This window comes from Lacisediminihabitans sp. H27-G8 (assembly GCF_046156175.1).
Taxonomy (GTDB): Bacteria; Actinomycetota; Actinomycetes; order Actinomycetales; family Microbacteriaceae; genus Lacisediminihabitans.
Window position 1 is genome coordinate 600674 of sequence record NZ_JAYLVL010000003.1, and the last position, 22825, is coordinate 623498.

At 66.6% G+C, this 22825-nt stretch carries 19 protein-coding genes and 1 tRNA gene; 2 read left to right on the plus strand and 18 right to left on the minus strand.

Features of this window, described 5'->3' with window-relative positions:
• Positions 1-36: 36 nt before the first annotated feature.
• The 4 genes from VLI63_RS12175 to VLI63_RS12190 all read right to left on the minus strand — a co-directional run bounded on the left by VLI63_RS12175 (position 37) and on the right by VLI63_RS12190 (position 4405).
• The gene (locus VLI63_RS12175; protein WP_409157098.1) at positions 37-1743 is read right to left on the minus strand and encodes a long-chain-fatty-acid--CoA ligase; all 1707 of its coding nucleotides are present in this window, start codon (positions 1741-1743) and stop codon (positions 37-39) included.
• Positions 1744-1822: 79 nt separating this feature from the next.
• The gene (locus VLI63_RS12180; RefSeq protein ID WP_409157099.1) at positions 1823-2800 is read right to left on the minus strand and encodes a ribose-phosphate diphosphokinase; all 978 of its coding nucleotides are present in this window, start codon (positions 2798-2800) and stop codon (positions 1823-1825) included.
• A gap of 47 nt (positions 2801-2847) precedes the next feature.
• Positions 2848-4272 (minus strand): bifunctional UDP-N-acetylglucosamine diphosphorylase/glucosamine-1-phosphate N-acetyltransferase GlmU, encoded by a 1425-nt coding sequence (glmU, locus tag VLI63_RS12185; RefSeq protein ID WP_409157100.1) that lies wholly within the window; start codon positions 4270-4272, stop codon positions 2848-2850.
• Between the two features lie 61 nt (positions 4273-4333).
• A tRNA-Gln gene (locus tag VLI63_RS12190) sits at positions 4334-4405 on the minus strand.
• Between the two features lie 211 nt (positions 4406-4616).
• On the opposite strand from VLI63_RS12190, the gene VLI63_RS12195 reads away from it, so the two are divergent.
• Positions 4617-5108, plus strand: a complete 492-nt coding sequence (locus tag VLI63_RS12195; RefSeq protein ID WP_409157101.1) for a MarR family winged helix-turn-helix transcriptional regulator — start codon at positions 4617-4619, stop codon at positions 5106-5108.
• Here VLI63_RS12195 and VLI63_RS12200 read toward each other — a convergent pair.
• From VLI63_RS12200 to VLI63_RS12260, 13 genes are all read right to left on the minus strand, one after another.
• Complete coding sequence (locus VLI63_RS12200; protein ID WP_409157102.1) at positions 5105-5854, minus strand: lytic transglycosylase domain-containing protein; 750 nt, start codon at positions 5852-5854, stop codon at positions 5105-5107. The two genes, VLI63_RS12195 and VLI63_RS12200, sit on opposite strands and share 4 nt — an antisense overlap.
• Before the next feature lie 44 nt (positions 5855-5898).
• Positions 5899-6666 (minus strand): phosphate ABC transporter ATP-binding protein, encoded by a 768-nt coding sequence (locus tag VLI63_RS12205; protein ID WP_409157248.1) that lies wholly within the window; start codon positions 6664-6666, stop codon positions 5899-5901.
• A 116-nt stretch (positions 6667-6782) separates the two neighbouring features.
• Entirely contained in the window at positions 6783-7748 is a 966-nt protein-coding gene (locus tag VLI63_RS12210; protein WP_409157103.1) for a sortase, read from the minus strand.
• The gene (locus VLI63_RS12215; RefSeq protein ID WP_409157104.1) at positions 7745-8506 is read right to left on the minus strand and encodes a hypothetical protein; all 762 of its coding nucleotides are present in this window, start codon (positions 8504-8506) and stop codon (positions 7745-7747) included. The genes VLI63_RS12210 and VLI63_RS12215 overlap by 4 nt, the downstream gene beginning before the upstream one ends.
• Positions 8503-9645: a hypothetical protein gene (locus VLI63_RS12220; RefSeq protein ID WP_409157105.1), complete on the minus strand. Its 1143-nt coding sequence runs from the start codon at positions 9643-9645 to the stop codon at positions 8503-8505. The genes VLI63_RS12215 and VLI63_RS12220 overlap by 4 nt, the downstream gene beginning before the upstream one ends.
• Before the next feature lie 88 nt (positions 9646-9733).
• Complete coding sequence (locus tag VLI63_RS12225; protein ID WP_409157106.1) at positions 9734-11071, minus strand: Ig-like domain-containing protein; 1338 nt, start codon at positions 11069-11071, stop codon at positions 9734-9736.
• A gap of 42 nt (positions 11072-11113) precedes the next feature.
• Positions 11114-12202, minus strand: a complete 1089-nt coding sequence (locus VLI63_RS12230) for a substrate-binding domain-containing protein (RefSeq protein ID WP_409157107.1) — start codon at positions 12200-12202, stop codon at positions 11114-11116.
• Positions 12203-12337: 135 nt separating this feature from the next.
• Complete coding sequence (locus tag VLI63_RS12235; RefSeq protein ID WP_409157108.1) at positions 12338-15049, minus strand: hypothetical protein; 2712 nt, start codon at positions 15047-15049, stop codon at positions 12338-12340.
• Positions 15050-15059: 10 nt separating this feature from the next.
• Complete coding sequence (gene pstS, locus VLI63_RS12240; protein ID WP_409157109.1) at positions 15060-16814, minus strand: phosphate ABC transporter substrate-binding protein PstS; 1755 nt, start codon at positions 16812-16814, stop codon at positions 15060-15062.
• 52 nt (positions 16815-16866) lie between these two features.
• On the minus strand, positions 16867-18141 hold the full coding sequence (gene pstA, locus VLI63_RS12245) for a phosphate ABC transporter permease PstA (RefSeq protein WP_409157110.1): 1275 nt from the start codon (positions 18139-18141) through the stop codon (positions 16867-16869).
• On the minus strand, positions 18141-19196 hold the full coding sequence (pstC, locus tag VLI63_RS12250) for a phosphate ABC transporter permease subunit PstC (RefSeq protein ID WP_409157111.1): 1056 nt from the start codon (positions 19194-19196) through the stop codon (positions 18141-18143). The genes pstA and pstC overlap by 1 nt, the downstream gene beginning before the upstream one ends.
• Positions 19183-19647, minus strand: coding sequence for a hypothetical protein (locus VLI63_RS12255; protein ID WP_185201446.1), 465 nt, complete (start codon positions 19645-19647; stop codon positions 19183-19185). Before VLI63_RS12255 ends, pstC begins: the two co-directional genes overlap by 14 nt.
• A 176-nt stretch (positions 19648-19823) precedes the next feature.
• Complete coding sequence (locus tag VLI63_RS12260; protein WP_409157112.1) at positions 19824-20507, minus strand: TMEM175 family protein; 684 nt, start codon at positions 20505-20507, stop codon at positions 19824-19826.
• Between the two features lie 49 nt (positions 20508-20556).
• On the opposite strand from VLI63_RS12260, the gene VLI63_RS12265 reads away from it, so the two are divergent.
• Positions 20557-21816, plus strand: coding sequence for a cytochrome P450 (locus VLI63_RS12265; RefSeq protein WP_409157113.1), 1260 nt, complete (start codon positions 20557-20559; stop codon positions 21814-21816).
• A gap of 67 nt (positions 21817-21883) precedes the next feature.
• Here the strand turns inward: VLI63_RS12265 and VLI63_RS12270 are convergent, their stop codons facing one another.
• Positions 21884-22825, minus strand: a complete 942-nt coding sequence (locus VLI63_RS12270; protein ID WP_409157114.1) for an NAD-dependent epimerase/dehydratase family protein — start codon at positions 22823-22825, stop codon at positions 21884-21886.

Consider the following 22825-nt stretch of genomic DNA (forward strand, 5'->3'; position numbering starts at 1 on the left):
GAGGGGCCGAACCACGACCGGTCTACCGAAGTATCCCTATCGTGCTTGCAGCTGCTCCCGCACCTCGCGCCGAATCACTTTGCCGATCAGGGACTTCGGCAGCTGCTCCACCGCTATGACGCGTTTGGGCACCTTGTACCCGGCGAGGTTCGGTCGCACGAAGTCGCGCAGTCCCTGCTCATCGAGCTCGGCGCCCGGCGCGAGCACGACCGCGGCCACCACTTCCTCGCCGCTGTGGTCGCTCGGCAGGCCGACCACGGCGACATCCGCGACAGAGGGATGCGACCGCAGGGCGTCTTCGACCTCGCTCGGCGCCACGTTGAAACCGCCGGTGATGATGAGCTCCTTGATGCGATCGACGATGCTCACGAAGCCATCGGCGTCGATCGTGACGATGTCGCCGGTACGGAACCACGGGCCGGCCTCGTCGCCGTCCGCCGCGGGCACGAAGACCTCCGCGGTCTCCTCGGCCCTCTTCCAGTAGCCGGAGAACACCTGCGGTCCGCGCACGATCAACTCGCCCTCGTCACCGGCGGCACGATCCACCGTGGGATTCTCCGGGTCGACGACCCTCACCTCCGTGTTCGGCAGCGGCAATCCGACCGTGCCCGCCCGGCGGGTCGGGCCGACCGGGTTGGCCATGAGCACCGGGCTCGTCTCGGAGAGTCCGTAGCCCTCGACGAGGTATCCCCCCGTGCGCTTCTCCCACGGTTCGACGACGGATGCCGACAACGGCATGGCTCCGGAGATCGCGATCTCGATCCCCTTCAGTGACACTCCCGCCTCGTCCGCCGCGGCGGTGAGCCGCTCGTAGATCGGGGGGACGGCCGGGAGGAAAGTGGCCGGATGCTTCTTCACGACCGCGAGCACCAGCTCCGGATCGAACTTGGGAAAGAGCACCAGTCTGGACCCCATGCTCATCGCGAAGGTGAGACAGAGGGTGAGTCCGTAGGCGTGGAACATGGGGAGCACGGCGTAGACGACCGCCGTGCCCCGGTGGACCGTCGGCACCCAGGCGCGGGACTGGGCGGCGTTGGTCGCGAGGTTGAGGTGGGTGAGGGTCGCACCCTTCGGCGATCCGGTCGTGCCGCTCGTGTACTGGATGAGCGCGACATCCTCGGCCGTCGGCCGGAAGATATGGCCGTCGACCGTCGGGTGATCGAGCAGCTTGTGCCACGGCACGGTGCCCCGAACCGTGGTGGTCAGCGCCGCGCGCGATTCGCGGGCCCGCGCGATCGGCAGCCTCAGAAGCGCGCGAGTGCCGAAGGGCATCGCCCTGGTGACATCGATCGACACGATGGACTCGACCGCGACATCCGCCGGAAACTGCTGCACTGTTTCGACGACGTTGTTCCAGACGATGGCGACCTTGGCGCCGTGGTCTTCGAACTGGTGCCGCAGCTCGCGCGGCGTGTAGAGCGGGTTGTGTTCGACGACGATCGCGCCGAGGCGCAGCACGGCGTAGAAGGCCACGACGTGTTGCGGACAATTGGGCAGAATCAGCGCGACGGTGTCACCCTTCTGCACCCCGAGGAGGCGAAGACCCTCGGCGGCACGCAGGATCTGTTCGCCGAGCTCCGCGTAGGTCGTGGTGGCGCCGAAGAACTCCAGCGCGATGTTGTCGCCGAACTCGCTCACCGAGGCTTCGACGAGATCGAACAACGACCCGGTCGGCAGCTCGATCTCGTGCGGAACGCCTTCGGCATAACTGGAGAGCCACGGTCGCGGGGTGGTGATCGTCATGGGCTCAACTCTACGAGAGCCAATGGAAGCGATCAGGCCGCAAGGATGGCGTCGGTCCGTTCTCCGGCACGGGCTGGGGTCAGGCCGCGCCGTCGAACATCGAGGTGACCGATCCGTCGCTGAAGACCTCGTGGATCGCGCTCGCGATGAGCGGTGCGATCGGCAGCACAGTGAGGGTCGGGAAGCGCTTCTCCTCGGGGATCGGCAGGGTGTCGGTGACGACGACGGAGTCGATGAAGTCGCTCTGCAGGATCTCGGATGCCGGGGAGGAGAACACCGCGTGGGTGGCGGCGACGACGACGTTGGTCGCGCCGGCGAGTTTGAGCGCCTCCGCGGCCTTCACGATCGTGCCACCGGTGTCGATCATGTCGTCGACGATCAGGCAGGTGCGGCCGTTGACGTCTCCGACGATCTCGTGCACTGTCACCTTGTTGGGCACCAGCGGATCGCGACGCTTGTGGATGATGGCGAGCGGCGCCCCGAGCTTGTCACTCCAGATGTCGGCGACCCGCACCCGGCCCATGTCGGGCGAGACGACGGTGAGGGTCGCGGGGTCGAGGCGTTCCTTGAAGTACTTGAGCAGCACCGGCATCGCGAAGAGGTGGTCGACCGGCCCGTCGAAGAATCCCTGGATCTGCGCGGCATGCAGGTCGACGCTCATGATGCGGTCGGCGCCCGCGGCCTTGAACAGGTCCGCGACCAGGCGGGCGGAGATCGGCTCGCGGCCTCGGCCCTTCTTGTCCTGCCGGGCGTAGGGATAGAACGGCGCGACGACGGTGATGCGCTTGGCCGATGCCCGCTTCAGGGCGTCCACCATGATGAGCTGCTCCATGAGCCACTCGTTGATCGGATAGGTGTGGGACTGGATGACGAAGGCGTCACATCCGCGCACGCTCTCGTCGTAACGCGCGTAGATCTCGCCGTTGGCGAAGGTGCGGGCATCGGTGTGCACGAGTTCGGTTTCGAGCTCCGCGGCGACGTCGATCGCGAGCTGTGGATGAGCGCGCCCCGTCACGAGGACCAATCGCTTCTTGCCACTGGCGGTGATCTCGGCCACGGGTCCTGCTCTCTCGTTGAATTAACTTCGGTGACGCGGTGCCGATATCAGACCTCGGAGTCGGCCTCCGCAGCCGCTTTCGCGGCCGCCGTGCCTGCCCGATTCTGCTCGACCCAGCCTTCTACATTGCGCTGGGGAGCCACGGTCATCGCGAGAGCTCCGGCCGGCACATCCTTGCGCACGATCGTTCCCGCTCCGGTCTTGGCCCCGTCACCGATTCTAACCGGGGCGACGAAGACGTTGTGCGAGCCGGAATGCACGTGGGACCCGATCTCGGTGCGGTGCTTGACCAGATCGTCGTAGTTGGCGGTGATCGCGCCCGCCCCGAGATTGGTGCCCTCGCCGATCGTCGTGTCGCCGATGTAGCTCAGGTGGGGCACCTTCGAACCCCGGCCGATCGTCGAGTTCTTCGTCTCGACGAAGGTGCCGATCTTGCCGCGCTCACCGAGGTAGGTGCCCGGCCGCAGATAGGCGAAGGGGCCGACCGTCGCGTTCGCGCCGATCACCGCGAGGGTGGCATCCGTCCGCTTCACTACCGCGTTCTCCCCGACCTCACAGTCGACGAGGGTCGTGTCCGGGCCGATGATCGCGCCGCGCTCGATCGCTGTCGCGCCCTTGAGCTGGGTGCCGGGCAGGATCTCCACGTCTTCAGCGATGCTCGTGGCCAGGTCGATCCAGGTGGTCGCGGGATCCTGGATGGTCACCCCGCTCAACTGCCAGCCGCGCACGATGCGGGCATTCAGCTCCGCCGCAGCGGCACCGAGCTGGGCGCGATCGTTGATGCCGGCGACCAGCCAGTGGTCGGTGACCGGAACCGCTTCGATGCGGCCACCGGTGGCGCGGATGCCGGCTGCGGCATCCGTGAGGTACTTCTCGTTCTGGGCGTTGTCCGTGCCGATTCGCGCCAGGGCATCCCGCAGCGCGGAGGCATCGAAGACGTACACGCCGGCGTTGACCTCGGTGATCTCCCGCTGTTGCTCGGTGGCGTCCTTCTGTTCGACGATGGACTCGAATGCCCCCTCGCCGTCGCGGACGATGCGCCCGGCGCCCGTCGGGTCGGCGAAGTACGCGCTGAGCAGGGTGAGCGCGTTGCCGGCGAGGGCGTGGGTCTCGATGAGTGCGTGCACGGTCGCCGCATCGAGCAGGGGGACGTCGGCGCTCAGCACGACGACCGAGCCGGCGAAGTCCGAGGGGAGTCCGGCGAGCCCGAGCTCTACGGCGCGGCCGGTGCCGGGCGCCTCGTCCTGGTCCACGATGATCGCTTGCGGAACGTGCTCTGTGATCACTGCGGCGACAGCATCCCGCTCGTGTCGCACGACGGCCACGATGTGGGTTGCGCCGAGCTCCTCGGCAGTGGCGAGCACGTGGGAGACCATCGGAATGCCTGCGAGGGGATGCAGCACCTTCGGCAGGGAGGACTTCATGCGGGTGCCCTGCCCCGCGGCGAGGATGATGATCGCGATGTCGGACATGGTGGGGCTCCCTCGCTTGGTGGTGGTCGAGCAGCGCACTCTCGCGCGCGAATCGAGACCGCTCCGCCTCCAGGATTCGAACCTGGACCGAACAGCTCCAAAGGCTGTCGTGCTGCCGTTACACTAAGGCGGAATTCCGATCGCCCCGCTGAACGGTCGACCGCGACAATTCTGCCAGATGCTCCCCCGCTTCCGTGTCGCGGGCCCACGCTTGCCCCATGCTCCCGTCGTTACTGCGGTATCCCCGGTGCGAGAAGTCGTGTCGGAGGCCCCATCCGTCGCACTCGATCCGCCTGTCGAACCGGGGCGCTGCGCGTGATTGGCCCGACCGCGATAATGGACGGATGCCCGAACACGACGAAGTCGACCGAATCGTCGGCGCGTGGGTGCGTGAACGTCCCGACCTCGACTTCGCACCCCTGCAGGTGCTCTCCCGCGTGGGCCGACTGGCGCGCCACCTCGACCGGGCACGGCGTACCGCCTTCACGGCATCCGGTCTCGAGTCATGGGAGTTCGACGTGCTCTCCGCCCTTCGCCGAGCAGGCTCGCCGTACCAGTTGAGCCCCAAGGCGTTGCTGCAGCAGACCCTGGTGTCGAGTGGCACGATGACGAACCGCATCGACCGGCTCGTGACACGGGCGCTCGTGGAGCGCCGCACCGACCCGCACGATGGTCGCGGCATCCTCGTCACCATGACGACCGATGGACGTCAGCGTGTTGACACGGCCATCAGCACGCTGCTCGTGTCGGAGAACGAGCTTCTCGACGGGCTCTCTGCCGGGGACCAGGAACGGCTGGCGGCGCTGCTGCGCAAGCTCAGCCTGGATTTCGACTAGCCCGACTTCGACGAGAAGGAATTGGCGACTCTTGCCACGGAGTCCACGTAGCTCTCCGAGTGGTTGTAGGAGAACACCGCGCGACGCCAGCCGTCGACTGTCGACAGGTCGCCGGCGTGGCAGAGGTAGTGCGCGGCGGCGAGAGCGGCATCCGCGATCTGGTTGGGATCGGACTGGCCGTCTCCGTTGCCGTCCGCACCCCAGGTGCGCCAGGTCCCGGGGATGAACTGGAACGGACCGACGGCGTGGTCCCAGACCGTGTCGCCGTCCCACGCTCCCCCGTCGGAGTCGTGGATGCCAGCAAAAGCGCCGCCGTCGAGCGCCGGCCCGAGTATCGGCACGCTCGGGTAGCCGTTGTCGCTCAGCACCGCACCGCCGTGGCGCCCGTCATCCGACTCGAGGTGGCCGATCGCCGCGAGCGTGTTCCAGCCGAGGTGACAGCCCGGCGATCGCTCGGCCAGCACGGATGCCGCCCCCGCGTAGGCGGCGAGAGCGGTGCGCGGGATGCCGGTCCGAAGCGATACCGTGTCGAGCCAGGTTGGGTCGATACGGGCGCTGATGGGGAGTGCCGGCGGGACGGCGGGTGGGACAGCGGGTGGGACGACTGGCACCGCGACCGGGGACTCGGGAGACGCGCTCGGCTCTCGGGCGACATCCGCCCGAGCGTAACGTTCCGTCACCGGTCGTTCGTGCACGGAGGACGACCACACAGCGGCACCCCAGCCCACGAGTGCCAGGAGTGCCACGCACTGCAGAACCACGAGTGCACCTCGCGACGACGCCACTCCCGCTATCCGAACCGGCCGTTGACGTAGTCGAAGGTGCGCGAATCGGTCGGGCTGCTGAACATCACTTCGGTGTCACCGTGCTCGACGATGCCTCCAGGCGTACCCTGCGCCGCGAGGAAGAACGCGCAATTGTCCGACACCCGCTGGGCCTGCTGCATGTTGTGGGTGACGATGACGATCGTGACCTCGTGCGCGAGCTCGAGCATGGTCTCCTCGATCACGCGGGTGGACGTGGGGTCGAGCGCCGAACAGGGTTCGTCCATCAGGAGCACCTTCGGCCGCACGGCGAGCGACCGGGCGATGCAAAGCCGCTGCTGCTGGCCGCCGGAGAGTCCGCCACCGGGCTGCCGCAGACGATCGCGAACCTCTTTCCAGAGGCCGGCCTTGATGAGGCTCTGTTCGACGAGTGCGTCCTTGGAGTCGCGCCCCGCCCGGATACCGGTGAGCTTGAGTCCGGCCACCACGTTGTCGTAGATCGACATCGCAGGGAACGGGTTGGGCTTTTGGAAGACCATTCCGATATCGCGACGCGCGTCGGTGAGTCGGCGCTGTGCCGCGTAGATGTCCTCGCCGTCGAGCAGCACCTCGCCCGCGAGCGAGGCAGAGGGGATCATCTCGTGCATGCGGTTGAGGATGCGCAGGAAGGTCGACTTGCCGCAACCGGACGGCCCGATCAGCGCGGTGATCTTTCCTGCCTCCATGGTGAGTGACACCCGATCCAGCACTTTGTGGTCGCCGAACCAGGCCGAGATCGATCGAGCCTCCAGCATGGTCAGTTCTCGGCCCCCCGCTGCCGTGGCGGCATCTGCACGCATCCGCGCGGATTCAGCATCGAGTCGGGCGTCTAGGGTGAGCGTGCTGTCTGGCATCGGGTTCTCCATGGTGGTCACAGTAGGTTTGCGAGGGTCGATATTGCGGAGTCGGCGGTGGCCGCTCCGAGGGCGAGCATCAGCGGGATGCCGACGATCCAGGTCTGCCAGACTCCCCAGCGATCGCGCGCCCAGCGCAGAGCGATCGCGCCCACGATGAGCCATTGCATCCAGAAGAATGTGGCGAACCAGGAACTGGAATCATCGGCGAGCGCCAGTTCTGAGGGATCGAGCACCTCCTTCGTGAAGACGGGAGAGGGCGTGTCCTGCACCTTCGAGTCGAGGGCGGCATCGATGTGCAGCGTGCCGGACGGAGTGAGTGGCAGCCCATCCGCGGTCACCAGCTCGAGGCGGCCCTTTTTCGGCGCGAGAGCTTCCGGAAGCGGGTCGCCATCCCGTCGGATGCCGAAGACTGTGAACTTCTGCGTTCCCTGCCCGGTGACCACGGAGATCTTGTCGCCGGGCGCGAGATCCTTGAGAGTGCCGAAAGGTCCGCCATAGGTGGTCTGACGCCCCATGATCACACTGGTGCCGGCCTGCCCGGGGTAGACGGAGTCACGGCGGTGCCCCGGCCCACTGGTGAGGTCACTCGGGCGAGTTCCCTGCACAATCACTTCGGAGACACCGATACTCGGAATGGTGATGGTGCCGATCGGGGTGCCGAAGGGCACGAGCTTCTCATCGAAGTCCAGTTGCCCCAGAGGCGTCTCCGCCTTGGCAAGGCTCGTGCGCAGCTCTTCGTAGAGAAGGTGCTGGGAACGCAGGTGCTGGAGCACTCCGACACCGGTGACATGACCCACGAACCCGAGCAGCAACCCGGCCACGACGAACCAGACGACACCGATCCACCAGCGGATCTGGGTTGGACCGGGCGCCGGAGCCTTTGCGCGGGGTTTCTTCGGAGGCTTCCGCAGCCAGAACGGAAGCTTCGGCGGCGGGGACCCAGGTGGCGCGACGGGTGCCGGAGCAGCGAGCAATGTCATGATGCGACCTCCGGGAGACCTGCCTGGCCGAAGAGGCGAGCGATGTTGGAGCGGAAGACGACCAGCGAAACGATCAGGAGCAGCAACAGCAGTATTCCGATGCCGATGAGCCACCAGGTGGACGAGATCGGCCCGATGGCCGCGACCGCGGTCACGACGACAAGAACGCCGTTCGACGCATGGTGGGAGACCCAGCCGGTCGCCTCGATCGTGCGCGGTCCGGTCTTCGTGTCGACCGGCACCGTGAAGGTCGTGCTGATCACACCGTTCGCGTCGGCCGTGTAGCTGCCGATGATCACCGGGGTGGGATACAGCACGAACTGCACCTGTTCCCCCGGCATGTATCCCTTGCCGGTGGCCTGCACTTTGTCTCCCGCTCTGACCCGCGCCGGAGTCAGGGTGAGCGGATCCGCCTTGGGCACCGGCTGGGCCCCCGGCACGGGCGCACCGGCGGCACCTGCGGCTGCCGTCTGAGGGGTGATCGCTGCCGCGGGTGCAGTGCCCCGGCTCGGCCGGCCTCCGCCGGACGTGCTCACGAGCCCGGATCCCGCCCCGCTCGACACGGAGGGTGACGCGCTCGGTGCGCAGGTATCGGTGGGAGTCGGGGTCGGATCCCCGATCTGCAACTCGATACCGGAGGAGGTCTGGCTCGGGTTCGGCGTCGGGGTGGAGCAGGCCGCAACGGCCGCTCCCCCAGCGGCAAGGCAACCGAAGACCACGACCGCCGCCAGTACGGTTGCGAGTGCGGCAGCCCTCATCGGGTCGGCACCGTCTCGGTGAGCTCGGCAGCCTGAGCCGCACTCTCCCGGGCTTCGGCGGCGGCCTGGTCGACGGCGGCGTAGAACTGGGCGCGCGTGGTGCGCACGTACCGGGCAGCGAGGAAGACGAGCACCCCGAGGAGCACCACGATGGCCAGCAGGGTCCAGGTCACGGCGACGGAGAGCGTGGTGGCTGAGGCCGTGGTGAACTTCACGTCGGCGTTCGGGTCGATCGTCTCATCCGTCGCTGTCGTGGAGGGGCTCGTCGTCTTCGCGGGCACGATCCCCGCAGGGCCCGGGCTGAGCGTCACCGTCGACCAGGCGAGGAGCAGGGCCCCTACTCCCGACATCCGGCTGACGATGTGCGCCGACTGCCCGGGGAGCAGGTTGTGCACGGTGGGCGGCGACACCTCACCGAGGGGGATTCCGAAGGGTCCGACGACATTCAGCTTCTGGCCGATGTCGAGACGGATGTTTCCACGATTCGCGACCGAGTAGTCGACGTCGACGGTACCGGGGGCGAACGGATTGAGGGAAGGGGTGAACGAGGTAACGAATCCTGTCGCGGTCACCCGTGGCGAGACCGCTCCCGAGACCCGGAGGTTGATCCGCGCGCCGACGCGCTGGTCGACAAGAACGGTCTGGCCCTTGCTGGTGCCAGTGGTGGTGCTCGAGGCGACGATCCCTGCCGAGTGGTCCCCCGGGCTGGCGTCGGACGGCACGAGCATGGTGAACGGGATGGTGGCCTGGGTGCCCGGTTCGAGATGGAGGGTGGCGACATCCAGGGTGATCCAGGCGCCGAGGTCGGAGGACTTCGTGGCCCGTGGCACGAGACTGAGGTCACCGGTCTCGCGGTCGTTGATCGCATCCGCCGCGTAGACGGCGAAGTCGGCGGACACTGTCCCGGAGTTGATCACGACCACGGTGTCGTTCACTTGCGTCCCCGGGTCGGTTGCGTAGCCGAACGCGGCGCGCGCGCCCTTCGAGTCATCGGACGGCTTTACGCTCCAGGTGATCGGGTCGGCGGCTGCCGCCGGGGCGCCGGGCGCCGGGGATGCGGCGAGGGCCGGTGCAGCCGCGAACGGCGCGAGCGCCAGCAGGAGTGCGGCGAAGACGGAGAGCGGGGCGGAGGAACGCATGATCACCAATCGAGGGAGGGTGGAAGGGGTGGAGGGGGCTGGGGCCATCGGTTGTGGACCCGGCCCCCTCCGGTGGAGATGTGCTGACTTAGAGGAGCGTCAGCGTGAGGGTTGCCGTGTAGAGACCACCGGGCGTGTTGCCCGGAGCGGCGAGGTTGAGCTTGGCTCCGACGACGGTGCTGGTGATTCCGTCAACGACCGATCCGGTGGAGAGGGCGCTGGCCGTCTTCAGCCCGTTGGCCGAACCGGGAGCTGGCAGCACCTCGGCGCCGGCGACTCCCGCATTGGAGGTGCCGACGAGAGCCGGCTTCCAACCCAGGTACTTGCCATCGATGACCTTCGTGCCGGAGGTGAAGTCGGTGGCGACTCCGGTGAGGCTCCAGCTCGAGGATCCGAGCTGGCGGGTGTCCGTGATGGTGATCGGGCCGAGGTCACCCGAGGCCTTGAACAGTCCGCCGGTGAGGACCGCCTGTCCGAGCGAGATGGTGCTCTGGAGGCCCGCGTACGAGAGCACTCCGGTTCCGGTCGGAACAGTCACGTCGATGACGGTCTGGCCTGGTGCGGCGGCGACCGGCGGCACGACGACAGTTGCAACACCGGAGAGAGCCGAGTTGGCCCATCCGACGGTGTCGCTGCTGAGGTACTTGGCCGTGATCGCGTGGGAGCCGACGGACAGCGCGCCAGAGGTGAACGATGCGACTCCGGCAGCGACCGGAGCCGTACCGAGCACCGTCGTGCCCTCGAGGAACTGGACGGTTCCAGGAGCGGCGGTGGCGGTGGCGTTCGTCGAGTCCTTCACGGTGGCCGTGAGGGCCGCCGTGTTGGCACCGGCGAGCGCACCGGTCAGTGAGACCGTGGTGGCTTGCGCGGGGACGGGAACGACGACAGAGGAGCCGACCTTCCAGTCACCGTTGGCGTTGATCGACATGGCGAGGGAGAAATACTTGTCCGTCGTGTAGTTGCGGTTGAAGTTGTCCGCGTAGCAGTAGACGCGCAGTTCGAAATTCGCATCCGTTGTGCCGACACCGTTGACGATCGTTCCCTGCGTGGTGGCATTGAGCGAACGGTTGGAGAGGTAGCCGTTGGTCGGCGCGATCAGGCGGTCGCCGTGGATCGCGTTGCCCGTGAAGCCCCAGTCGCCGTATGGGCTCGCCGAGTTGCGGGTGAGCGAAACAGATCCGAGGCGCGTGGTGCCCTGGAAGATCTGCGTGTCGCTCGTGTCGCGGTAGCCCACCGGGCAACCCGTCGAGACGTCGATGCTGTTGAGGAAGTCCACATCGGCCGAGTTTCCGGTGGTGGGGGTGATGGTGATGGTGCCATTGGTCAGCTGGTCGGCCGAGGCGGCCTGCGCGGAGAACGCGAGGCCACCCGTCACGAGGGCGCCGACGACCGCGAGAGACGCGATCTTCTTGAGGGATTTATTCATGATTCGACTTTTTCCTTTGGGGGGTTCGTGTGGGAATCGGAATTAGTACTTGAAGCCCTGCTTGGCCGTGGTGGTGCCACAGGCCGCGCCGGTGAGGGGGGCGAATCCGTAGTTACGGATGATGGTCGGGTTGGCACACACCGCAGAGGTCGAACCGACGAACGCGGCCGCGATGGCCGGCTCGGCCAGGCGCGAGGTCTGAACCACGTTGTAGACAGACCGCGTGACCGGGAAGCTGGTGTTCAGCACGTTCACGCCGTTCGACAGAACGATGGGCTTGACGCTCGAGATACGACCGAGGTCGATCACGCCGCGACGCTCGTCGACGGTCGTCGGCAGCGTCTTGTAGTTGCTCTGCGAGAGGTACTGGGCGACCGAGAATGGCACGATCGCACCGGCGCCACGGATGAGGTTGCCATCGTGCTCCTGGACGCTCACCCCTCCGACGGTGTCGGTGGCGCAGCCGGCGACCTGGGTCTCGGTGAGACCGATGGTCGACAGGAAGAACTTGCGCGTACCGGATCCGGCCTGCGGAAGCAGCGGCGTGATGGTCACCGGGTCGCCGTTGCCGTCGAGGTAGGAGGTCACGGCGCAGCGGTAGATGTTGCGGAGAGTGAACGGCTTGATGGCCGCCGAATCCTGCGCAGCGGAGCCGACCGCGATGTCGCGGGGGAAGTCGCTCGCCGAGTTCACGGCGAAGGTAACCGCGTCCTTGGCGAACGGGATGAACGTGAGATCGGTGCCCGGGAGGGCACTGTCCGGCCCACTGGAGCTGCGCGCGAAGTCGACCTGGCCGACGATGTTGACGCCGTTCCAGAGGTGGCCGCCGGTGGTGTCGGCCGAGGCGCTCAGCGCCTGCTGGCCGGCGCCCGAGCCATCCGGACGCTTGAAGGCGTTGCCGCCCGCAGTGGTCTGGATGGTCGAGGTGCCCTGAGCGTCGTACGATCCGATGCTCGGGATGACCGTCGACAGACCGTTCATGACGTCCTGGATGGTGTCGGAACCGACACCGTTCAGCGCCTTGAAACCGGCCGGGTTCGGGTCGGCCGAGGCCGCAACCGTACCGAACGCCAGGCCCGCGAGCGCGAGCGTGGCAACCACGCCGAGGCGCAGCTTGTTCTTTTTCAACATTGAGATACCAATCTTTTTTGATATGGTGCCCGGGTAGTTCCGTCCAATCTGGACGTGCCCCTCACTGGCTTTGCGGTTCGGTGAGGGGCATCCTTTCGTTCCGGGGCAAAGCGGACCGAAAGAAGCTGTGGGTGGCTAGAGGAACCCTCTCCTCTTGAAGAGCATCGGTGCGAAGAGGACGCCTGCGGCTCCCATGCCGAGCGAAAGCGCAAGGCCCGAGCGCGCGATCACGTTGTCGGACGCGGATGCCGTGCGTGCCTTCCCGTCGTCACGGACTGCGGCGGCCGTCAGCGAGGGATCGGCTCCCGCCGCTCCCCCGGCGATCGCCCCGCTGTCATCGAAGCCCGAGATGTTCCCTCCCGCGTAGTCGCCGGTCTCCGGGGTGGAGCTGTCGGAGGTGGAGTCGACCGCGTTCGCCGGGATGAATGCCCGGATCGCGGTGACGCTCTGTGCGGCCTGGGCGGCCATCGCGCCGGTGATCGGCAGGTAGCCAGCGGGCAACTGGCCCGGCTCGGTACCGGGCACCTGCCCCGTCGTGGTGATCTGCGCGATCAGGCTCGAGATCGACTTGCGGTTCGCGGCCGTGCTGAGCGTGAGGTTCACGTCGGCGTAGGTGACGACGGTGAGCGGATAGCCGGGGGCGGCCACCGCGGCCGGGTCCACCTGGGTGACCCGCTCGTCGCTTGTCGGGCGGAGCGCCGCGAGTGCGGTGGAGAGCCCCTCCTTTGTCGGGTCGGTCAGCGTCGTGCTGTTCGCGGCCCGAATCGACGCAATGTTCAGGCCATACCGCGCCGCGGACGGAGTGTCGGTGATCGCGATCATGAACTTCTGACCCGGCACCTGGGCTCCGCTCGAGACCCAGTCGCCCTTCTCACCGGCCGGGTTGAACTTGGTCGGATCCCAGATCGTCTTGGAGTTCGGATCCGCGCGGAACGCCGTCCGTGCCGCACCGAGCAGGTTGTCCACGTAAGGGGCGAACTGGATCGAGTCGAACGGCCGCACCTGCCCGTTGACGAGGACGAGCGGCGACTTCGTGAGGTCGGCCTTGATGAAGGTGTCAAGCGGCACGGTCGAAAGGGAGAGCGGCGAATCGTCGATGTTCTTCAGCCCAACCGGAGAGAGGGCGCGCGCACCGCCGGCGAGCACGTAGTCTCCCTTCGCGTCGAAGCTCGGCACCAGGGCCCGAGCATCGCCGAATGGCAGGTAGTAAGGGTTGATGCCCATGCCCCATTCGTCCGGAGTGCCCGCTAGGAACGCTGCGGCATCCTTGTCGGCCTCGAGCCACTTCCAGACCTGGCGCACGGCATCGGACCCCGACGGTCCGGGAAGCACGATGCTCGGGTTCTGCTGGAAGAAGCGAGCGGTGTCGGGGTTGAGCTTCTGGAACTCTGGGTCGTCGCTCAGCAGGCGGTAAGGCCGGCTGGTGTTCTTCGGCACGGTCAGGTGCGCGACCGGTTTTGAGGGGTCGTCGCTCGTGGAGACCGGCACCTGGAAGCCGTAGGACTGGGTCAGGAGTTTCGCCACAAGGCGGGGCGAGAGGTTGAGTTGAGTCTGGCGACCTTCGTCGAACTCGGCGAGGAAGGCGATCGCCACCCCCGAGACCGCGACCGGCGCATAGCTGAGCTTCGTGGTGGCGAGCGTCTGCCGAGCCTCATTGGTGGTCTGCTCGCCAGGGCTCAATGGCTGGCTCGAGTAAGCCACCGCGGCCTGTCCCTCGAGCAGCTGGTGGCGTGCGACCGAGTCGGGATTGGTCGAGAAGCTGTAGGTGGTCTTCTGCTTGGAGCAGAGATCCGGCTGCCAGGAGCTCATCGCCCCCACCATCAGCTGCGAGCCGATCACCCGCTGCTCCGCACTTCCCACGGCGCAGCGCGATCCGACCGGCGCGAAGTCGAGCGGGATGACGACCCGGTTGTCCCAGTAGTCGCAGTTCGGATTGACGGGGCTGCCGGCCTGGAGCGCGTTCTTCTGCCACTTTGTATAGGTCGTGCTGCCGTCGCCCGCGGGATCCGGGAACTGGCTGCACTTGTTGTCGCCGCCGAAGACGGTGCCGCGCGGAACCACGACCAGCCAGCAGCGCAGGTGGCCCTCCGTTCCACAGCCCAGCTGGGGCGCGGTGTCTGCCGTCTGGGGTTCGAAGTCGAACGACCCGGTGCCGTCGGTGCCGACACGGGCTGTGGTCACCTCGTTGGAGGTAGCCGGGTTGAAGTAGTCGAGGATGGCGTAGCCGCCCGCGACCGGTTTGCCTGCCACGGACTTGCCCTGCACCGTGACGAAGGGGTTGTCGACGGCGTTGGTGTTGTTTGGGTCGATGTCGATGGTGCCGACCCGCAGGGTGGTGTCGGGGAACGCGGAGGAGCCGAGTCCGTTGTTGCCGGACGGCGTGTACCGGCCGCCCCACTGGCAGGTCTGCCGGAAGTTGTCGGCCTTCGGGTCGCCCCAGCACTGCATCGCCTGGAGGAAATTCTGGGCGTTGGAGGCGAAGACCGAGGAGCCGTTGACCCGGGTGGAGTCACGCGTGCCCACCCCGGTGGCGAAGCCCGTGACCGAGACGCTGATCGCCTGGTCGATGAGACCCGAGGTCTGGGAGACCGAGATCGAGAGGTTCTTCATCTCACCGAAGTGGCCGCTCGACACGTCTCGTGCCGGCTGCTCGGTCGCGGCACTCGAATTGTCGGCGAGCCATTTCACGGTCAGGGCCGAGGATGTCGCTGCCGCGGCATCCACACTCTGTCGGCCGATCGAATCCAGCGAGACGAGTCCGGCTACAGCGAGTGCCACTATGGCGAGGGAGACAGCGCGCACCACGCCGGCACGCGAGAATCTCACGCGGGGGCGGGGGCTCGACATGGCGCTCACGTTATGAGTCCGAAGGTGAAGCATCGGCACGGCCACGTGACGTAAAACGAGCCGGAAGATGAACACTTGGCTTCGCCTGTTTTCGCGGGCGTGTGGCCTTCGTCGGACCCCGTGGGGCGCCAGCCATCGCCGCCCGTCGACGACCGATAAGTGGCGGTAACAGCATCAGGAGGAGAAGCAGGATGCCTGCTCCGCTCATCAGGAGGACGGCCGGCATTCCCAGGGCTTGGCCCGGCAATTCGACGGGCGAACCGGAGACGATTCGAGAGGCAGAGCTGGTGAGGTCGATCACCGCGCTGCCGTTCTTATCCACCGTTGCAGCACCACCGCCCGACGAGCTCGCTGCGCCAGCGGTGCCGCCGCCCGAGGCCGCGGTAGCTCCTGACTTGCCACCAGAGGTGCCGCCTGTGCCAGCACTGGCCGCCGTTGAGCCCTTGCTTCCGCCTGTGCCCGTGAGGCACTGGTCGGAACCCTTCTTGTCACAGGCCTGGGGCTGCGGTGCCGTTGCGGCGAGCTTGTTGGTGCCATCCGCGGAGAAGGTGGGATTGTTGCATCCGCTGGTGTCTTTGTTCTTCGGATTTCCGCCCGGGATCTTGAGCACCTGCTTCAACCCGGCTTGGGCGAGGTTGATGGGAAGCGGAGAATATCCGAGCACCTCGGCCTGTTGTTGCCCTTCGCAGAGGAAGTACGAAGCGAAGTCCGCGAGAGTCAGGCCCTTGTCCTCGGTGAAGCCGTTCTGCAGCGCAGTAGGGATGATCATGTAGGAGTACGACGACAACGGATAGGTGCGGGGATCCGTGCTCGTGTACACGGCCTTGAGCTGCGAAGTGAGGTAGTCGGGCGAGGCCGGATCCTCGTTGATGACCGCCGAGAGCAATGCGACCGCGACATTCGACGCGGTGGGCTCGGTGTAGTAGCCGGCGGAGTTGAGGATCTTCGCGACCGGGAATCCGGAGTTCAGCGCATAGGAGTATTCGACGTACGTGATTGCCCCCGCGGACTGCGTCTGCGCCGTGTAACCCGCGACGCCGTTGGACCCGGACTGAGCGACGAACGACGACCCGGCGACGGTCGGATAATTCGACGTGATGCCACAGTTGCTTCGACCCGCTTTGGCGCAGTAGGCGCTCCAGATCGACGGGTACTGCGACCGCATCCACGAGGTGAACTGGGCGGTGGTGCCCGAGCCGTCGGATCGCACGACCGGCACGATGGGGGTTCCGGGAAGAGCGAGTTTCGGGTTGTCCGCTGCGATGGCAGGATCATTCCATTTGGTGATCACACCAGTGAAGATCTTTGCGACGCTGTCGCCGGACAGACGCAGGTTGGTAACCCGTTTGCCTCCGATCACGAGGTTGTACATGAACGAGGTGCCGCCGGCGACAATCGGCATGTAAGCAAACTGACGGGAGGGCCGGGGGTCGGTGCTGTCGCTGCCGGACAGCGCGTAGGGGATCTCTGAAACGGCGAAGTCGACGGTGCCCTGGCCGAACAGCTGGCGACCGGCCGACGAGCCGGAGTCATCGAAAGTGACCTTCCAGCGGTAGTTGTCGAAGACGTTGCGAATCCACTGCTGGAGGGCGTTCGCGGACCACGTGGATCCCGCACCGGATACCGGGTAGTAGGTCTGGCCCACCGCCTGGGCGGGCGTCGGTGCGGAGACCACCGGAATTGCCAGCATCGCGAAAGCGACGGCGACAGCAGTCGTCACGCGCAGGGCGCGCAGCACACGGCGTCGGGAGGGATGGGGGCTCACTGTGGGTCCTTCGGGAGTTCGGGAGGGCTTCGGGAAGAGTTCGGGAGACGAGCTAACGGGACGGGGGTACCGGCGGGAGCTGTGGCGAGCGGGATTTCCGCACCGAAGTCGTGGCTTGTGCATCACGGCTGAGGTACCGGTAGCTGTCCTCCTGGGATTTGCGGGCACGGGTGCGACGCTGGCGGCTGGTCAGCTGGCCCGGCCCGCGCCCACCGATGAGTCGCGCAATCGCGAACAGGATGACGACCAGCGCCATGAGCACAGCCGCCGTGCCGAAGCCGCGGGCGATCATGCTCGGCTCCGGGGACTTGACGAAGGTGAATGCGGTGAGGGGAAGCGACGTCATTGGACCGACGAGGGGGTTGAGGTTGAGGTAGGTTGTCGCGCCCGCGGTGAGCAGAACCGGTGAGGTCTCGCCGATGCCGCGGGCCGTTCCGAGAATCACCGCGGTCGTGAGGCCCGATCTCGCGGTGGGCAGCGTGACATGCCAGACGGTGCGCCAGGTGGAGGCACCGAGCGCCCGCGATGCCTCTTTCAGGTTGCCGGGAACGAGACGCAACACGACATCCGCAGACCTGATGATGATGGGGAGCATCATCACCGTGATGGCAAGAGAGGCCGCGAATCCCGAACGATTGAAACCGAGGAAGACGATCACCGTCGCATAGATGAAGAGGCCGGCCACGATCGAGGGCAGTGCCGTCATCGCCTCGACAACCGTGCGCACGAACCGCGAGTAGCGCCCGGGGAACTCGCTGAGAAAGACCGCGGTCGTCACCCCCAGCGGAATGCTGATCGCCAGGGCGATCGTGATCATGATCAGCGTTCCGGCGACCGCGTGGAGCACGCCTCCCCGGGTGACCGGGTCGAGCGGGCCCGCGTTGCTCATGTCCTGGGTGAAGAAGTTGAGGTGAGGCAGCGCCACGAGGCCTCTGCTGACGGTGTAGATCACCACCACCGCGAGCGCCAGAAGCATGAGGAATGCGAGCGACTGCACGATCACACTGATCACGCGGTCGCGAACCGCTGGACCGTTTTCGTCGAATGCGGTCAGCACGGTGAAAAGCGCCAAGAAGATCAGGTACGCGAGTACGACGAAGCCGAGGGCTCCCTGAAGCGGGAACGCGAAGACGAACAACCACGCGGTGAGCCCGACGGATGCTGCCGCGCAACCCACCGCGCGGATCACGTCGACGACTCGGATGGTGCCCGTCGACCTCCGCACCTCGCGCTTGCCCGAGGCGGAGTCATTGGTCGGCTCTGGATGGGTCCAGGTTCGGGCGCTAGCTACGGGGGAATCGGTGGATGCTTCGAGAAGGTTCGTCATCAGTCGCTCTGGCTTCCTGATCGGCTGCGGGCGATGATCGTCGAAGCGCCGAAGTTCACGACGAGGGTCACCAGAAAGAGGGTGAGACCGGCGGCCATCAGCGCCGAGATCTCGAAGGCGGACGCCTCGTTGTAGCGCAGCGCGATGAGGGCGGCGATGGAGTTGGCCCCCTTCTCGAGAATGTGGGGCTGGATGACGAACACCGGCGAGATGATCAGATAGACCGCGATGGTCTCGCCGAGCGCCCGTCCGAGTCCGAGCATCGTCCCGCCGATGATGCCGCCGCGTCCGAAGGGCAGCACGACGCTGCGGATCATGCCCCACTTGGTGGAGCCGAGAGCGAGGGCCCCCTCGCGCTCCCCGATCGGCGCCTGGGTGAAGACCTCCCGCATGATCGAGCTGGCAATGGGGGCGACCATCAGGCCGACGACGATGCCCGCGATGAAGGTCGAGGCGCTGAACACCGTCGTACTCGACAGCGGGTCGTTCGGGTCGAAGCCCGAAACGGCGAAAATCGGAATCCAACCGAAGTAGGTGCTGATCCACTGCGAGAGCGGCAGGATCGCCGGGCTGAGGAAGAACACTCCCCACAGTCCGTAGACGACGCTGGGCACCGCCGCCATGAGGTCGACGATGCTCACCAGCACGCCACGAACCCGACCTGGCGCATACTCGCTGATATAGAGCGCGGTTCCCAGCGCGAGTGGGACGGCCGTCACGAGTGCGGTCAGCGCTATGAAGAAGGTGCCGCTGAGCACCGCGGCGATGCCGAAGGTGCCGGAGTTCGGATTCCAGGACGGCTCCGTGAGAAACTTCGGCCCGGCCACGGAGAGAGCCTGATAGCCGCGAATGGCGAGGAACAGGCCGACGAGCCCCATGACGATCAGCACGATCGTTCCGCTTCCGCTCGCCACCACCCGGAAGATCCGGTCGGGAACGTCAGTGGCGGAGCGGAGGGCGCGTGGCTTGTCGGCGAGTACCAGAGGGAGTGCCTCTGTGGCGTCGACCTCCGCGAGGCGGTCTTTCAGGTCCGTCACGGGGTCACTGGGTGACATGTTCGTGATGTCCTCGGTGAACTTCGGGGTCGATCGGGCGCGCACCGGCCCCTAACTGGGAGCTGAACAGGGAGAGCTCCGCGAGCTCGATGGCGTTTCGCCGATCACGCTCGGTGCCGTACCAGCGGGCGCAGATCATCTCGACCTCGCCGTCGAGGGTGGAGTACCAGCCGTATTCTCCCCGACGCTGGTGGCTGGTGAGAACGATTTCGCGCGACGCCGTCGATCCGCTGGCGGCGAGAGCATCCTTTTGGGCGTCTTCGAAGCGCTCGTAGAGGTTGGCACTACGGGCGAGCATCCGGTTGTTCGCGGAGACCAGGTGCCAGACCACGATGCATTCGTCGAGCCCGGATGCGACGGAGTTGACCACGCGCGGACCGTGGCCGACGACACGATCGAAGTGATCGATCCACAGCTGGAGTTTCGGGCTCCGCGCCGTAGCAAAGCGCATAAAAACTATGCGAGAACCGACCGTCATGGTTCGGATTCCTTCGTGCTCGGGTAAGCACCCGGGGTGGGCACGAGAGGAGTCAATATTCGGTGCTTGAACGCCTGCCCTCAGGGACGTGGCCAGCAACCTGCGTGCAGATGAACAACAGGAGTTTGACCTTCATATGCATGAACTTCTTAAAGTGCAAGCGGTTTCTTAGGGATCACACGGGGCTCGTAGCGGCCGACGATGATGTTGACGGGCAGCAGTGCGATCCAGAAATAGAGGGCCCAGACCGCTCCGAACACGAAACCGATGGGAATCGAGAGCAGGAAGATCGTCGGGGTCGTCAGGAGGTTGCGGCGGACATAGCGATACAGGCCGACATCCACTCTCTCGTCGAGATAGCCGCGCCGGTAGGAGTAGGCGAGGAGCGCGAACTGCAGCAGGCTGATCACGGCGACATTGCCCGCATAGAGCACCACCGCCGGCATCGTGCTTCCGTATTCGCTGAGCAGACTGGTCGGGAATGGCACGAATGCGATGAAGAAGAGCAGCAGAAGATTCATCGAGACGAGCGTGCCGTCGAATCGGCGCATCAGGGCGAACATGCGGTGATGTCCCGCCCAACTTGCTCCGATCACCGCGAAGCTGAGCCCGTAGGCCAGGAACTGCGGGAACTCGTCGCCGAGTGCCTTCCAGAGCTTCGGATCCAGCGTGGCCTGGGTCACCGACGGCCCATTGGCGATCACCGGCACGGTGATATCGATCACCAGGAGTGTCATGGCGATGGCGAACACCGCATCGCTGAAGAACTGAACTCGATCAGAATTCGACCCATAACGGAGCACGCGGTCATAGGCCCGATTCGTTTCTCCCATGGCCCTCACACTAGCGACCGGCTTTCCCGGCAGCGGATAGGTTGGGCACGTGCCCGTTGCTGAGGACCTCACCGCCCCCGTCCGCGAACGCCGACTGGCGCCGTGGCGCGACGGACGCGGCACCGGCGCCGCCGCCCACGAGCACCGGTTGCTCACGGCCGCACGACCCGCACTCCCCTGGCTCAACTGGGTCGGCACCTTCGCCAAGCCACTGCTCAGGGTGCCGAGGCTCGGCTGGATCACCGCGGATCCGCTCACCGCGCGAGCAGTGCTCAACGACCCGGAGCACTTCACCCTGCTGAGCGAGGGCGGGGTCGGGCACCTCTGGGCGCAGATCCTCGGTGATTGGGTCTACGACCTCTTCGACGGTGCCGGACACTACGACCTCCGCACCCGCAGTCGCGAACTCTTCACGGAGAAGACGAGTGTGGCGTTCGTCGCGACGGCCTGGGGCGATCGGATGACGCGGGCCCGGGCATCCTTCGAGGCGGGTGAACCGCTCGACGTGGCCGACCTCAGCCGAATCCTCGTCGGCCAGATGGTGGTCACCCTGCTCGGCATGCACGTTCCGGATGCAACGGACGAGACCTATCGCTCGATCTTCGAAACCGGCGAGGAGCTCGCCGCCATCGCGCTCGGCACGACCTCCGACACCGTGCTCCCCGCCGAGAAGATCGCGAAGGCCAGGGAGATCGTGGAGAGGCTCACCGGCCACATCGACGCATCCTTCGCCACCGCATCCTCCGCGACCGTGATCGGACGATGCCGCGATCTCGGACTCTCGGTGCGGGAGACGAAGGGGCTCTCGACGCTGCTGATGGTCGCCGGCACCGAGACAGCGGCATCCGCCATGGCCCGAACCGCCGCCCTCCTCTTCGACACCGGAGAGCAAAACCGGCTGATCGAGCACCCCGAATTCACCGAGGGCGCCGTGCGGGAGGCCCTCCGCGTGACCTCCCCGGCCCCGATCATCGGCCGCTCGGTACTCGCCGACCTCGAGATCGGCGGTCGCACCCTCAGGGCCGGGGAGCGCATCGTCGTGCTCACCTGGACCGCCAACAACCTCGCCGGTGAATACCGCATCGATCGCGCGTACATCCCGCAGAACCGCCAGCTGTGGTTTGGGGCGGGGCGGCACCTGTGCCTCGGCGGTCCGCTCGCCCGGGCGGAACTCACGGCGATGGTGCAGCTGCTCGTGGGCGACGGCAGGCCATTCCGGGTCGTCTCGCGGGAGTACGGCAAGCGGGTGCTGATTCCGGCCTATCGGTCACTCGTGGTGCAGAAGGTCGGGTCTCGATACGGGCGCTGAGCGCCCTACTCGACCAGCGGCCCGCCGGTCGAGGAGCGAGCGCCAGCGAGCGTATCGAGTCCCGCGGCTACCAGCGCTCGGCGCCGGCGAGGCACGTGGAACGGGGTCTGTAGCCGAGCTGCTGCCGGGCTGCGGTCAGGTCGAGCGTTCGCTCGAGACCCAACTGGCTCACCGCATAGCGGGTCACCCGGGGCCGACCGCGCCCGCTCACCCGATGCCCGAGCTCGACCGCTGACGCGAACGCGAACGCTGTGCCGTACGGGATGCTGTGGAGTCTGACGTCCGAACGTCCCTTCCTCGCTAGCAGTTCGGTGAGCACCTCGCTCAGCAGCACGGGGGCGTCATCCCCGACGTTGAAGACGCCAGGGGGCGCCTCGGGGTCGAGCGCAAGGATCACGGCCGCGACGAGATTGTCGATGTGGGTGAGGGTGTGCTCGACGGCAGCACCCTCAGGCAGCGAGAGACGGCCACGGCGGATGCCTGCGAGCAGACGGGGCAGGAGGGTCGTGTCCCCCGCGCCGTAGACCGCATGCGGACGCAGGATCACGGCGTCTGCGCCGACCAGCTGGGCCTCCGCGGCCACCTTCGACTGGGAGTAGGAACTGAGGAATCGCGTCGCCGGCGCCTCCGATTCGACCGCGTTGACGGTCGGCACGAAGGCGTCGTACACGCTTGAGGTGGACAGGTGCACGATGCGTGCCCCGGGGAAACTGCGCACGACATTGCGCGTTCCCTCGCTGTTCGCGCGCATCGCCGCGTCCAGCGGTGCCCAGTCGTCGGCAAGGGCTGCGCAGTGCACGACGGCATCCACGTGCACGTCGGTCGTCAGCCGCCCTCGGGCGACGTCCCAGATGCGGTAATGGCTGGCGTTGGCCACGTGGCTGCGATACGACCAGCCGCCGGGCGTGCGACCGTACCCGATCACCTCGTGATCGAACTCGGGCATCGCGAGGGCAGACGCGATGACGCCGCCGATGAACCCGCTCGCCCCCGTGACCGCGATCCGCAT